This window comes from Desulforhabdus amnigena (assembly GCF_027925305.1).
In the GTDB taxonomy this organism is placed as follows: Bacteria; Desulfobacterota; Syntrophobacteria; order Syntrophobacterales; family Syntrophobacteraceae; genus Desulforhabdus; species Desulforhabdus amnigena.
The window spans coordinates 3,218,211-3,230,828 of the sequence record NZ_BSDR01000001.1 but is presented as its reverse complement, the minus strand read 5'-3'; the positions used below and the strand labels follow the sequence as shown (position 1 = coordinate 3,230,828).

The following is a 12,618-nucleotide window of genomic DNA, read 5'->3' as shown; positions in this document are numbered from 1 at the left end:
TTTTTTATTGTTTCCAAGGAGGAAAAATCATGGCTAAAGGGTTTAACCCCATGCAACAGGTTAAGGCATTACAGGACAAGATGGCCAAAATGCAGGAAGAATTGGCTGCGAAAACGGTTGAAGCTTCGGCCGGGGGCGGCATGGTTACCGTTGTTGTCAATGGGCGTCAGGAAGTGGTGAGTTTGAAAATCGACCCTCAGGTGGTGGACCCCCAGGATGTAGAAATGCTGGAAGACCTGGTGGTGGCGGCGGTCAACGACGGTCTGCGGAAATCCCAGGAAATGGCTGCCGGTGAGATGGGCAAGCTTGCCGGAGGGCTGAATATTCCCGGCTTGAAAATCCCTGGACTCTTTTAACGGTGTCCGACCCGGCCATTGCGGGCAGCTTGCGGGGGACTTCCGTATGGGACCTGCCGCTGGAAAGTGCGCCGCATAGGGAGAGTGAAGGCAAAAGTACATGAGTCTCAATGCTTATCCGCCCGTTTTGACCCAACTCATCCGCAGGCTGAGCAAGCTTCCCGGTCTGGGGGAGAAAAGCGCCACACGGATCGCCATGTTTCTCCTGCAGTGCCCCAAAGAAGAGGCCGAAGCCATTGCCGAAGGGATTCTGCAGATGAGAAGCCAGGTGCACACATGCTCCAGGTGTTTTCACTTCACGGATGAAGAGCTCTGTTCCATCTGCAGGGACCCTGCCCGGGATACGGGAGTGATCTGCGTGGTGGAAAGCACCGCGGACCTCCTTGCCGTCGAACAGTCGGGGGCCTTCAAAGGGCGTTATCATGTTCTGCAGGGGGTTCTGGCCCCTCTGGACGCCATAGGTCCGGACGACATCCGCATCAAGGAGCTTTTGAAACGGCTGGATACGGAAAACATCAAGGAAATCATCATTGCAACAAATCCCAGCAGCGAAGGGGAAGCGACGGCGCACTATCTGGTAAAGCTCCTGAAAGACCGTCCTTTGAGGATTTCCCGCATCGCCTACGGAATACCCATGGGAGGGGACCTCAAATATACCGATCGCATCACCATGGAGCGGGCGTTGAAAGGGAGGCAGGAATTCTGATGCACCGGGTTTTCATCCCGAAGGTGCATTTTCAGAAAACCTCTGGGGGACACCGGCATGGGGTGGAACCCCTCCGCTAAGTACCTACCCGGAAGCCATCTGTGGATTTTGCGACACCCCCCCTTGGTCCCCCTCGAGGGGGGAATTAAAGGAGGGTGTCGCTGCCGAGGTAGGTTTTCGGATAGGCTCTAAATGGGCATCTAGTTTATCCTTTTTTTGTGAGAAATTGCACTTTAGGTCAAAAAAAACTGGAAAACGCCTTGACCTTTTTTGTACAGTGCTGCTATAAAACCCGCGATTGGTAGATATAGAGTCCCTACTTTTGTTCGCCGATAGTATGCTCGAGTTGAAAATGATGAAGGGCTTCTTACTGGTGAGCGCATTGACCTGGAACGTTGAGTGTGGAGAGACGAATCATGGTTGAAATTCGATTTCATGGACGCGGAGGCCAAGGGGCCGTTACTTCAGCAGAGCTAACAGCCCTAGCCGCGATTGGAGAGGGGAAGTTTGCACAAGCATTTCCGAGCTTTGGCCCAGAACGCCGTGGCGCCCCGGTTATGGCATTTGTGCGTGTGAGCGACACTCCCATTCGCACTCGGGAAAAAGTGTACGAACCGAACATCGTAATCGTTCTGGATCCTACCATCCTGAAGATTGTAAATGTTGAAGCCGGGCTCAAAGAGGGTGGTATTGTGATCCTCAATACGACCAAAACCGCAGAAGAAGTGCGCAAGGAAACGGGCATCAAGGCTCGTCTGGCCCTTGTGGATGCTTCCAAGATTGCCGTAGAGACCATGCGGGTTCCCATCACGAATACGACGATGCTGGGGGCTCTATTGAAAGCTACGGGCCTGATCTCCATGGACGGCCTGCGCGGCCCCATCGAGCATCGCTTTGGTCCCATTGCCGAAAAGAACATCAAGGCCTGTACGCGCGCCTTCGAAGAAACTGTGGTGGAGGGATAATCGGTGGCTAAAGAAACTGGTATCATGAGCTGGAAAGAGTTGGAGCTGGGTGTTGCGGTTACGAAACCCGGTAGCGCCGGTGAGTTGAGGACCGGTGACTGGCGGTCCATGCGCCCCGTTACGGATTATGACAAATGCACGAAATGTGGTCAGTGCTACATTTTCTGCCCTGATATGGTTTACAAGAAGAACGCAGAGGGCTACTACGAAGCGAATCTGTTCTACTGCAAAGGCTGCGGGATCTGCGCCAAAGAGTGCCCCGTAAGTTGTATTACAATGGTTCAGGAGGGTGATTGATTATGGGCAAGCGGATTGGGGTAGAAGTCTCAATAGCTGCTGCTGAGGCCGTAGCTCTGGCTAATGTTGATGTGATTGCAGCATATCCTATCACTCCTCAGACTCACATCGTGGAACACCTCTCTGAACTGGTTGCCGACGGACACTTGGATGCCGAATTCATCCCCGTCGAATCCGAACACAGCGCCATGAGCTGCTGTATCGGGTCCTCCGCTGCCGGAGCGCGTACCTTTACGGCTACGAGTTCTCAGGGTTATGCCCTGATGTCTGAAATTTGTTATATCGCTTCCAGCATGCGCCTGCCCATCGTGATGACGGTGGCCAACCGCGCGCTGAGTGCCCCCATCAGCATCTGGAATGACCATGCCGACCTGATGATGTCCCGCGACACCGGCTGGATCCAGACCATTGCTGAAAACGGTCAGGAAGTGATCGACCTGACCTTTCATGCCTTCAAGGTAGCTGAAGACCATCGTGTTCTGCTTCCCGTACAGGTAAACCTGGATGGGTTCACCCTGAGCCACATGATCGAACCCATGAATATGCCGGATAAGGCTGAGGTGGATGCGTACCTGCCTCCTTACAAGCCTGTCTTGCGGTTGGATCCCTCCAAGCCCGTGACCTTTGGTCCTGTGGGCATGCCCGACATTTACACCGAAGCCAAGATGGCCCAGGATCAGGCCCTGAGGAATTCCAAGGCCGTCATCATTGAAGCCTGGAAGGAATTCGGCGATAAGTTCGGCCGTTACTACAAGCCGGTTGAAACCTACAAAACCGAAGACGCCGAAACCATCATCATCAGCATGGGCAGTATTTCAGAAACGGCCATGACGGCGGTTGACCATTTGCGGTCCCAGGGCAAGAAGGTGGGTCTCGCTCGTATTCGCCTCTGGAGGCCGTTCCCCGGTCCGGAACTTTTCGATGCGGTCAAGGGAGCCAAGAACCTGGTTGTGCTGGATCGCGCCATGAACTTCTCCGGCGGAGATTCCGGCATTGTTGCGGCCGAGGTTAAATCGATTCTGTTCGATCAGAACCATCACCCCAACGTCCGGAACTTCTTCGTCGGTCTCGGCGGTCGGGATGTGACCGTGCAGAACTTCGAGGAAATGGTCGAAAAAGCCTCCACCAACGGTGGTAAACCTGTACCTTATGAAATCATCAATGTGAGGGAATAAATGGGAATCGCAGCAGAAGCTATAAAGGATTTCAAAGGGTTTAACCTCAAGAACATGCCGGAGGTGGAACCTCTTTCGCCCGGTCATCGCGCCTGTCAGGGTTGTGGGGAAATATTGGCTTTGCGTCAGGCCATGAAGGCTCTTGGAAACAACGTCATAGTATGCAGCTCGACGGGTTGCATGGAAATCGTGACCTCCCCCTTTCCCCAGACGGCATGGAATGTGCCCTGGATTCACGTGGCTTTCGAAAATACCTCCGCTGTCGTCGCCGGCGTGGAAGCAGCCTACAAGGCCATGAACCGCAAGGGTATCATCAACCAGCCCGATGTGACCTTCCTCGCTTACGGCGGTGACGGTTCCACGGCGGACATCGGTATCCAGGCTTTGAGCGGCGCCATGGAGCGCGGTCACAATTTCATCTATATCTGCCTCGATAACGAAGCCTATATGAATACCGGTATTCAGCGCTCTTCTTCCACTCCCTGGGGTGCGGCTACCACCACCTCCCCGGTAGGAAAGAAAAGCAAGGGGCAGAGCACCTGGAAGAAGGACATGCCTGGCATCGCAGTGGCTCATAACATTCCTTACGTGGCCACCGCATCTCCCGCATTTCCCGTGGACCTGATGAACAAGGTGAAGAAGGCCTCCATGATCCCCGGGCCTGCCTACCTGCACTTCTATTCACCCTGCCCCACCGGTTGGCGCTGTGGTGGAGAAGAGAGCGTGGCTGTAGCCAGAATGGCTGTTCAGTCCAAGGTCTTCCCCCTCTACGAAGTCATCGACGGGCAGTATGTTCTCTCCCGCAAAGTGGCCAAACCCAAGCCGGTTGCGGATTACCTCAAGATGCAGCGCCGTTTCCGCCATCTGACCGAAACCGATATTCAGATGATCCAGGAACGCATCGATGCCGATTACGCCGAACTCCTGAAAAAGTGCGGCGTGGAAGCGTAAGAAAAGGGTAAAAGAGCCTGGAAGGTGCTCTTGAAAAAGAATGAGCGCTTTCCGGGCGAAAAATTTCTACCTTTTTATTGACAAGCACGGATCATTTTGCTATTGATGCTCCTCGCTTGACACGATCCCCGGTAGCTCAATCGGCAGAGCGGGTGGCTGTTAACCACTAGGTTGGCGGTTCGAGTCCGTCCCGGGGAGCCAGAAATCCATCCGCTGATTTCAGCGGTTCTTGTTTAACGAGAAGACCCCGTGGGGTGATCCCCTCGGGGTCTTGTCGTTTCCGGCGTGTCCACGCTGACTTACGCCCGCCCGCACATTAACCCCGATTCTCCGTTTCGAAGCTCACCGCTCGGGGTTCGGGTGCAACCGTTGGGTTTGCGCGCGCTCACCGAAAATGTCCTCTCCGAATTCTCCCGTTCTCCGTTTTTCGAGTCGCCTTGTTTAACAGCCCGGCTGCATCCGGACACCCGTTTCGACATTTCGAACTCCCCTCCGGTAGGTATCTGCCGAAAGCCGGACCAGTGGGTCCGGCGCAAGCGGATTACCAGACAGCGGAAACAGCCGTGAGATCGGAGACCGTTGTGGGTGCCGACGACATCGCCTTCGGGTGGTGTCGGACGGGCTCCAACGGCCTTCTCGACGTCAGGCCGATCCCGCCCCAGCGGCATCCACGACGGCACCTTTACGCGGCCTCCCGCAAAAGGAGGACCGGATGCCGGACAACGAACACGTCCCCACCTCACTTGAAGAGGTGATATCGGAGATCGCCACGATCCTGGCCAGAGGCTACATGCGCCATCGAAACGGACGCCGAATCGCCCCAGATTCCGGCAGTGGGGCAGAGCATGTAGCGCAAGTTGAAGAATCTGAGGCGTTTACTTCGATTCGCCTTGATATTCCGGGCCACCGAAGCCTTCATTCATTCACGAGTTAACGCCCTGAGATTGCGGTGCGGACGGGCCGCCCGCAGGGCGAAGCCCATGAAGCAAAGGAGGTTTCGGATGGAAGCAACAACGTATCAAGAGGTCCAGGGGCTCTCCCGGATGACCGTCGGAGAACTCCGGGACAAGTACCTCGAGGTCTTCGGAGAAGAGACCCGCTCCTACCATAAGGAGTTTCTTCGCAAGCGAATCGCCTGGCGCATTCAGGCTCTGGCGGAGGGTGACCTTTCGGAGCGGGCCCGGCGCAGAGCTGAGGAACTGGCCAATGACGCCGACCTGAGAACGCGGTCTCCGCGTGATCCGGTCGCCTCGGGTTCCGCCGAGATCAAGGCGAGAACGGCGACCAGCCGCATATCCCCGTCGCACGACCCGAGGCTGCCGCTGCCCGGGACTCTGCTCGCCCGCGAGTTCCGAGGCCGCGACATTGTGGTCAAGGTACTCGACAACGGCTTCGAGTTCGACGGCCGACGGTACAAGTCCCTCTCAGCCATCGCCCAGGAGGTCACCGGGAGCAAATGGAACGGGTTCCTCTTCTTCGGTATCGCCGATGCCGCGGCCAAGGGCGGGAGCCGCAAACCCGAGAGGAGGAACGAATGAGCAGAAACAATAACCACGGCCGGGGAGAAGCCCTGGATTCGGCATCAAGAACCAACGGGACGATCCGCTGCGCCATCTACACCCGCAAGTCCACAGACGAGGGGCTGGAGCAGGAGTTCAACAGCCTCGACGCCCAGCGGGAATCCGCGGAAGCCTATATCGCGAGCCAAAGACACGAGGGATGGGTGTGCATTCCGGATCGGTTCGACGACGGCGGCTTCACCGGCGGCAACATGGAGCGGCCCGCCCTCAAGCGGCTCTTCGCCGGCATCGAGTCGGGCGGCATCGACTGCGTGGTGGTCTACAAGGTGGACCGTCTGAGCCGGTCCCTTCTGGACTTCGCCCGCATGATGGAGCTTTTCGACAAGCACTCCGTGAGCTTCGTCTCGGTCACCCAGCAGTTCAACACGACCAGTTCCATGGGGCGGCTCACGTTGAACATCCTTTTATCTTTTGCCCAGTTCGAGCGGGAGATCATCTCGGAGCGCACCCGCGACAAGATGTCCGCCGCACGGCGCAAGGGCAAGTGGGTCGGCGGGATGCCGGTTCTCGGGTATGACGTCGACCCGAAAGGCGGCAGGTTGGTCGTCAACGAGGACGAAGCCGTACAGGTCCGGGGGATGTACCAGCTCTACCTGGAGCACAAAGCCTTGATCCCTGTCGTTCAGGAAATCGAACGACGCGGCTGGAAAAACAAGCAGTGGACCACCAAGAAGGGTCAGGAGCGCGGCGGAAAGCCTTTCACCAAGAACAGCCTCTTCCGGCTTCTGACCAACGTAATTTACACCGGCAAGGTCGATTACAAGGGAAGCATATACAACGGCGAACACGACGGAATTGTCGACGTCGATCTTTGGCAGCGGGTGCAGGATGCTCTCCGGCGGAACGGCAGCACCGGCGGCAAGGAGGTGCGCAACAAGTACGGAGCCATCCTGAAGGGGATTCTCTACTGCGCTCCCTGCGGCACGGGGATGGTGCATACCTACACGGCCAAGGACAACGGCAAACGGTATCGCTACTACGTCTGCCTGAACGCGCAACAACGAGGCTGGGCGTCCTGTCCGACCAAGTCGCTCAACGCGCACGAGATCGAGACCGCGGTGGTCGAGCACATCCGAGGCATAGGCAGGAATGAGGAAATCATCGCAGCGACGGCTGCAAAGGTTCGGGAAGAGAGCGGCAAGCGCATGGTGGAACTGGAAACCGAACAACGCGGCCACGAACGTGAACTCAAACGGCTGCACACCAGAGTGCAGAAGCTGGTGAGCGAGTCCTTCACCGCCGCCTCGAACGGAGGGGCGGCCATGGACCAGCTCGCCGACCTTCAGGATCAGATTCGAACCATAGAACAGCGGATGACCACCATACGCGAAGAGGTCATCACGATCCAGAGAGAAACTGTTGATGAAGGCGACCTGGCCCGGGCGCTGGCGGTCTTCGACTCGGTTTGGGAGTCACTGTCTTCCCGAGAACAATCACGGATCGTCCGACTCCTCGTCGAGCGCGTCGGTTATGACGGGCGGGACGGTAGAGTGACCGTGACTTTCCGCTCAGCGGGAGTCAAGGCGCTGTGCAGCGAGGCCGACATCCGCAGTCGAGAGGTGTCCGCATGAAAAATACCGCATCCGAGGGAACGGGACTGAGCCGGCTGGAGATCTCCTTCAGTTTCAAACCAAAGAACCGCAGGAAAAGCGACAACCATCCGCACGAGGTAGACCGAACCATCGAGCCGGGGAATCTGCCCCGCATCTCGAAGTTGATGGCTTTGGCGATCCGCTTCGACGGATTGGTCCGGCGCGGCGAAGTGCGGGACTATGCCGATTTGGCCAGGCTCGGCTATGTGACGCGCGCACGCATCACCCAGATCATGAACCTGCTCAACCTGGCCCCGGACATCCAAGAGGCGATTCTCTTCCTGCCCCGGACGGTCAAGGGGCGTGACCGGCTTCGGGAGAAAGAGGTCCGTCCCATTGCCGCAGTTCCCCACTGGTCGCGTCAACGAAAGATGTGGGCGAAGCTGACCGCCGAGCGAATGAGCTGACGCCCCCTCTCAGGGCAACCGGACGCCTCTCTATCCACCCGTCCGATCACCGATCTCTCTTTTCATCCCCGCCGGCAATCCCCAAACCTCCTGATTCATGTACATTTTTTCTATTGACCTGATGCCTATCAGGTCGTATAATATCAGCCTGTAATGTGGCCGTAGTTTGCCCTGACCGGGCCCTGCGGCCATTGGCGTTCATAAATAAGCCATTTGGATGGTTGAGGATACACATGAGTCAAAGACCGCGAGGCAGACGCCCCGTTCAGGAAATAACCGAGCCGCAACGCCGTACATTGAAGGAGATCCGCCTCTTCACGAACCGGCGGGGGTTCCCCCCGACCATGAAGGAACTCGCGGACATCCTCGGCATATCGCACGCCAGCGCCCACGGCCAGGTGAGCCAGCTTGTCCGCAAGGGCTATCTGAAGCGCGAACCCCGGAAGGCTCGTGGAATTGCGATTGTCCGCGAACCCGAGGACGACATCTCCGATCTTGTGGCCGTCCCCATCGTCGGCCGGGTGGCGGCCGGCCAGCCCATCTTGGCCGAGGAGAACATCGTCGGAAAGGTGCTGGTCGAAGGCGGGATCGCCCGGGCAGGCCGGTGCTTCGCCCTGGAAGTGACCGGAGACAGCATGGTGGACGCCGGAATCCGGGAGCGCGACCTGGTGGTGGTGCGACAACAGCCCGTGGCGGAGAACGGTGACATCGTGGTCGCGTTGTTAGAGGACGAGGCCACGGTGAAGCGGCTTTATATCCGCGGCGAGAGAATTGAATTGAGACCGGAAAACCCGAAGCATCGACCGATCCCCGTGGGGCCCGACGACGGGCTGCGCATCATCGGCAAGGTCGTCGCCGTCAGGCGGCCCGGCTCGGAAACGCAAACGCCGGGAACGGCCTGGCTATAAAGCACAAGGAGGAACGAACGAATGGCGACGTACAATCTCAGGCGTTTTGCCCATGCCGACGGCCTCAAGGCCATCGCGCGTGAGCATCTGTTGGCTCTGCTGAACCCTCACAAGCCCTACTTCGACGGCAGAGGATTGACGTTGCCGCCGCCGTCCGCCTCCGACGGCATCGACTACGACCAACTCGTCAATGTGCTCATGAACCCGAATACGGACACGCCGAAGGGCCTGCTCGACGCACTCTACTTCGTGCATGAGATGGCCACGCCCGAAGCCATGGACGTCCTCCTCCAAGAGGCGGAGAACAACGGCATCTCTCTCGACGGGAACCCGGACCCCACCGCGGCCGACGTGGCCGTTCAGGTCTATCTGCAGAACAAGGACCTTCTCGAGCGCAAGCACGCCGAGCAGTACCTCTTGAAGCCCCGGTCCTTCGAGTATTTTCAGACCGATACACATCCGATCCCCAAGTTCAAACCGCCGACAGCGAAAGCGCTCGTGGCTCTGGAAAAGGACCTCGACGATTGGTTCGAGAAGAAGAAGCGCGGCAGGGGATCGAAGGTCTTCGTTTACCCCAAGAAGGATTCCGTGTGGTTTCTGGTGCGTCACGGTGATCCGTTGCGGCGTGAGGGCAGCCTCGACGGCGGTCAGGCTTCGAGCGTCTTCTACCGTCCAGAGAAATACGACGTGCTGGTTTACGAACCGACCATCGGCGAGATTCGAATGCACGCTTGTGGAAAAGGGGAAAAGGACCTCTTCCGCCGGCAGTTCGGCCGCCATGTGTTCAGCAAGGAGGATTTCTTCCCTGAGACCGGCAAATACACGCTCGAGCCGCTCCGGACCGACGGAGATGCCTCCGTCATTTGCACGGACGTGGACGGCATGGAATGGGTGCGGCTCAAGGAGATACAGTTTTTCTGGGGCGGCGCGGAGAAGGAGACCGAGATACGCAAGGCCAACGACGTGTTCGCCGCCTACGCCGGGCGCGGCCGCACCATGCCCCAGAAGGCACGGATCATCCGGGCGAGCTTTCAGGTGAAATTCACCGACTCCAAGACGGCCCGGACCGTGACCATCCGCCCATCGAACATCGCCCAGTACACCAGGGACAGTGACGCCTCCGTGGTCGAAGACTGGCTCACCAAGCGCGGATTCATCCTTGCCGAGCAGGAAGACGATGAGGAATAGGCCGACCGGATTCTGGCAGACACTTGAAACCGTTCCCGGCGCGGCCGCGGTGGATGCCGAGTGGAAAGCCCGGTTCGGGAACGATTATGGGACGGCGAAGGCCTTCCTTCGTCCGAACGGCAAACTGGCGTCTTCACATCCCTGCATGGTTCAACGCGGCTGTGGCTGTGAGCACGAAGTGGTCGTGCACGGTCCGGAGGACATTGTCGCCGTCTGCAGGTGCGAACGTGGATGCGAGACTTTTGTCCTGCAGCGATCCGACATCGTGGTCTATGAGCTGGATCGTCCGACTCTCGACACGGCGCTCGCCAAGGTCTTCGACCTGATCGCAGAAACCGACGCGGGAACCGATCTTCCCGGAACGACGCGCATCGGCGTTTACTCTCCATATGCCGGATACCGTTTCCCGGTCTACCTGACCATCCAGATCGAACCCGACGATTTCAGCGAGGCAGTGGATGGTCTCCTGGGGAGGAATAGCACGCCGTTCATTCTCTTGTCTCCCACACGGGAACTCTGCTCCGCGAAGGCGGAGAAGCGGCTGACCGACAAGCGGTCTGGCTTCGTGTCCCTGTCGGAAAGCGTTGCCATCGGTGACAAGCGACAACTTCGGCTTCTTCGTCCACTCGATGAAGTCCTGGCCCAATTCCGCAGTTCCAATCTTCCATCGCCGAAGGAAGGAGACTCCATGGTCTTCTTCCCCACACCACCGGATGCAACCTGGAGAGACGTATCGATCCGCTTCAAGGACGGGCATACCGTCTCGGTCAAAGCGAAAACGGCCGGAGGCGTGTTCAATTACACGCAGATGGGCATGGCCAACAAGAAGAACGGCGATCCCACCGTTCAATGGGATCTGCTCAAGACCTTCGCCGAGGAGCGAGGGGTTCTTGACTGGACCAGCAATAAGGCAGACCGGAAAAACCAGAAACGCCGCGAACTCCTCGCCGCCAACCTGCGCGACTTCTTCCGCATCGAAGGCGATCCCTTCCGCCTGACGGATGACGGAAAGGGCTGGCAGGCACTCTTCCTCATCTCCCCCGACGAATAGTCTGTTCTCCGAGTCAGCGAAATTTCGCTGGGCATCCGGAAAAAAAATCAAAAAAAGTTTCCTCTCTGTAGCTCAGGTATTCGCCTGAAATATCAGCATTTTCCTGCCCATCGCCATCGACGTGCCGGGCCGTTCCGCCCCTCTGATCGAAATTTCGCCAAAGAGGGGTGACGGTCCGGCGAGACCCTCACCCTGGAAGAAACGCCCGGATGATCCGGGTGAACGCCCCCTGGGAGGTCCATTCGCCGGACCCGCCTCCCAGGGGGCTTTTCGTTGATGCGCCCAAGTGCGCGAAAGGAGGTCCGGTATGACGGATGTCGTGACAAAGGCGGCCCTGACTCCTGCCAGGAAACGCCTGGTCGAGCTGATGCAGGAGATCAACTACGGGCGGATCGAGGGACTGCGCGTCCAAAACGGCGAGCCGGTCTTCGATCCCCCGCCCACCGTGCTGCGGCTGTTTCTGTTCGGCAAGGACAACGGACCGAACGAATCCCGCGGCAACGACGGCTTCGCTCTGAAAAAGAAGGTGGCGGAGCTGTTCGAGGTCTTCGACCGGGAGCGTTCGCTCTCGATCCAGGAACTGATGATCGACAACGGATTACCCGTCCGCATGACCGTGGCGGACGCGGTCCGGGTCTGATTCAGACCCGGCCATAGAGCACGGTCCATCACCAGACAACAGACTGGCCGCAGAGCGGAGGTCGTTGTGGGTGTCGCCGATACCGGCGTACTCGCAACACCTCCGCTCGCTTCGTTTAGAGCGGTCGTCCCGGCATAGGTCGACACCCACACGAGCTCCTCCTCGGCCCCGAGGAGGCTCAGATGGGTTTCGACAAACGCTACGAAGGAATCGACGAGTATGCCGTTCAGATCATCAAGTACAAGGCGAGACAACTGGTCGGACGGGTGGGCTTCACCGAGTCCGACCGCGAGGACCTGGAGCAGGAGATGCTGATGGACCTGCTCCAACGCCTGCCCAAGTACAACCCCGACCGCGCCCAACGCAACACCTTCATCGCCCGCGTGGTGGAACACAAGATCGCCACCATCATCGAGGCGCGGAAGGCCGGACTGCGGGATTACCGGCTCTGCAATTGTTCGCTCAACGACCGCTTGGAAGACGAGGAAGGCGGCTCCGTCGAGCGCATGGAGACCATCGATCAGGAGGATTACCTGCGCCGCACCGGCAGACTTTCACGCCCTGCCTCCGAGTTGCGCGATCTCTCCCTCGACGTTCGCAAGGCAATCGAGAAACTTCCGCCCGAGCTGCGTGAGCTGTGCCGCCGTCTCGATACCGACACCGTCACGGAGATCTCCCGCGACACCGGGGTTCCGCGGGGGACGATCTACGAGTCCATCAAGAAGTTGCGCGCGATCTTCGAAGACGCCGGTCTGAGGGACTACCTCTGATCGTCCGACGGTCCGGGTCCGCCTCCGGTAGG

15 protein-coding genes and 1 tRNA gene are annotated in these 12,618 nt (G+C 58.4%); all 16 read left to right on the top strand.

Going from position 1 to position 12,618, the window contains the following annotated elements:
• Positions 1–29 precede the first annotated feature (29 nt).
• Positions 30–356 carry a YbaB/EbfC family nucleoid-associated protein gene (locus QMG16_RS13765; RefSeq protein WP_281795063.1) on the top strand — a complete coding sequence of 109 codons (327 nt, stop codon included), beginning with the start codon at positions 30–32 and terminating at the stop codon, positions 354–356.
• Positions 357–456: 100 nt separating this feature from the next.
• Entirely contained in the window at positions 457–1,062 is a 606-nt protein-coding gene (gene recR / locus QMG16_RS13760) for a recombination mediator RecR (RefSeq protein ID WP_281795060.1), read from the top strand.
• A gap of 416 nt (positions 1,063–1,478) precedes the next feature.
• Positions 1,479–2,027 (top strand): pyruvate ferredoxin oxidoreductase subunit gamma, encoded by a 549-nt coding sequence (locus QMG16_RS13755; RefSeq protein ID WP_281795058.1) that lies wholly within the window; start codon positions 1,479–1,481, stop codon positions 2,025–2,027.
• Positions 2,028–2,030: 3 nt separating this feature from the next.
• Positions 2,031–2,324: a 4Fe-4S binding protein gene (locus QMG16_RS13750; RefSeq protein WP_281795056.1), complete on the top strand. Its 294-nt coding sequence runs from the start codon at positions 2,031–2,033 to the stop codon at positions 2,322–2,324.
• Positions 2,325–2,326: 2 nt separating this feature from the next.
• Positions 2,327–3,499, top strand: a complete 1,173-nt coding sequence (locus QMG16_RS13745; RefSeq protein ID WP_281795053.1) for a transketolase C-terminal domain-containing protein — start codon at positions 2,327–2,329, stop codon at positions 3,497–3,499.
• On the top strand, positions 3,500–4,450 hold the full coding sequence (gene porB / locus QMG16_RS13740; RefSeq protein WP_281795050.1) for a pyruvate synthase subunit PorB: 951 nt from the start codon (positions 3,500–3,502) through the stop codon (positions 4,448–4,450).
• A gap of 125 nt (positions 4,451–4,575) precedes the next feature.
• Positions 4,576–4,651, top strand: a tRNA-Asn gene (locus QMG16_RS13735).
• Positions 4,652–5,162: 511 nt separating this feature from the next.
• Positions 5,163–5,384 carry a hypothetical protein gene (locus tag QMG16_RS13730; protein WP_281795048.1) on the top strand — a complete coding sequence of 74 codons (222 nt, stop codon included), beginning with the start codon at positions 5,163–5,165 and terminating at the stop codon, positions 5,382–5,384.
• Positions 5,385–5,451: 67 nt separating this feature from the next.
• Complete coding sequence (locus tag QMG16_RS13725; protein WP_281795046.1) at positions 5,452–5,988, top strand: DUF2924 domain-containing protein; 537 nt, start codon at positions 5,452–5,454, stop codon at positions 5,986–5,988.
• Positions 5,985–7,601: a recombinase family protein gene (locus tag QMG16_RS13720; RefSeq protein ID WP_281795044.1), complete on the top strand. Its 1,617-nt coding sequence runs from the start codon at positions 5,985–5,987 to the stop codon at positions 7,599–7,601. Before QMG16_RS13725 ends, QMG16_RS13720 begins: the two co-directional genes overlap by 4 nt.
• Complete coding sequence (locus tag QMG16_RS13715; protein ID WP_281795042.1) at positions 7,598–8,029, top strand: ParB/RepB/Spo0J family partition protein; 432 nt, start codon at positions 7,598–7,600, stop codon at positions 8,027–8,029. The genes QMG16_RS13720 and QMG16_RS13715 overlap by 4 nt, the downstream gene beginning before the upstream one ends.
• 233 nt (positions 8,030–8,262) lie before the next feature.
• On the top strand, positions 8,263–8,937 hold the full coding sequence (gene lexA / locus QMG16_RS13710) for a transcriptional repressor LexA (RefSeq protein ID WP_281795040.1): 675 nt from the start codon (positions 8,263–8,265) through the stop codon (positions 8,935–8,937).
• 21 nt (positions 8,938–8,958) lie between these two features.
• Positions 8,959–10,125, top strand: coding sequence for a hypothetical protein (locus QMG16_RS13705; protein WP_281795037.1), 1,167 nt, complete (start codon positions 8,959–8,961; stop codon positions 10,123–10,125).
• A complete protein-coding gene (locus QMG16_RS13700; protein WP_281795035.1) occupies positions 10,115–11,176 on the top strand; it encodes a hypothetical protein in 1,062 nt (353 codons plus the stop codon). Before QMG16_RS13705 ends, QMG16_RS13700 begins: the two co-directional genes overlap by 11 nt.
• A gap of 307 nt (positions 11,177–11,483) precedes the next feature.
• Positions 11,484–11,816, top strand: a complete 333-nt coding sequence (locus QMG16_RS13695; protein WP_281795033.1) for a hypothetical protein — start codon at positions 11,484–11,486, stop codon at positions 11,814–11,816.
• Between the two features lie 182 nt (positions 11,817–11,998).
• The gene (locus tag QMG16_RS13690; protein ID WP_281795030.1) at positions 11,999–12,586 is read left to right on the top strand and encodes a sigma-70 family RNA polymerase sigma factor; all 588 of its coding nucleotides are present in this window, start codon (positions 11,999–12,001) and stop codon (positions 12,584–12,586) included.
• Positions 12,587–12,618 lie beyond the last annotated feature (32 nt).

Bases quoted from the DNA above. Each gene is read 5' to 3' on its own strand.
- QMG16_RS13765 (WP_281795063.1), top strand. From the start codon at position 30: ATGGCTAAAGGGTTTAACCCCATGCAACAGGTTAAGGCATTACAGGAC.
- recR (WP_281795060.1), top strand. From the start codon at position 457: ATGAGTCTCAATGCTTATCCGCCCGTTTTGACCCAACTCATCCGCAGG.
- QMG16_RS13755 (WP_281795058.1), top strand. From the start codon at position 1,479: ATGGTTGAAATTCGATTTCATGGACGCGGAGGCCAAGGGGCCGTTACT.
- QMG16_RS13745 (WP_281795053.1), top strand. From the start codon at position 2,327: ATGGGCAAGCGGATTGGGGTAGAAGTCTCAATAGCTGCTGCTGAGGCC.
- porB (WP_281795050.1), top strand. From the start codon at position 3,500: ATGGGAATCGCAGCAGAAGCTATAAAGGATTTCAAAGGGTTTAACCTC.
- QMG16_RS13730 (WP_281795048.1), top strand. From the start codon at position 5,163: ATGCCGGACAACGAACACGTCCCCACCTCACTTGAAGAGGTGATATCG.
- QMG16_RS13725 (WP_281795046.1), top strand. From the start codon at position 5,452: ATGGAAGCAACAACGTATCAAGAGGTCCAGGGGCTCTCCCGGATGACC.
- QMG16_RS13720 (WP_281795044.1), top strand. From the start codon at position 5,985: ATGAGCAGAAACAATAACCACGGCCGGGGAGAAGCCCTGGATTCGGCA.
- QMG16_RS13715 (WP_281795042.1), top strand. From the start codon at position 7,598: ATGAAAAATACCGCATCCGAGGGAACGGGACTGAGCCGGCTGGAGATC.
- lexA (WP_281795040.1), top strand. From the start codon at position 8,263: ATGAGTCAAAGACCGCGAGGCAGACGCCCCGTTCAGGAAATAACCGAG.
- QMG16_RS13705 (WP_281795037.1), top strand. From the start codon at position 8,959: ATGGCGACGTACAATCTCAGGCGTTTTGCCCATGCCGACGGCCTCAAG.
- QMG16_RS13700 (WP_281795035.1), top strand. From the start codon at position 10,115: ATGAGGAATAGGCCGACCGGATTCTGGCAGACACTTGAAACCGTTCCC.
- QMG16_RS13695 (WP_281795033.1), top strand. From the start codon at position 11,484: ATGACGGATGTCGTGACAAAGGCGGCCCTGACTCCTGCCAGGAAACGC.
- QMG16_RS13690 (WP_281795030.1), top strand. From the start codon at position 11,999: ATGGGTTTCGACAAACGCTACGAAGGAATCGACGAGTATGCCGTTCAG.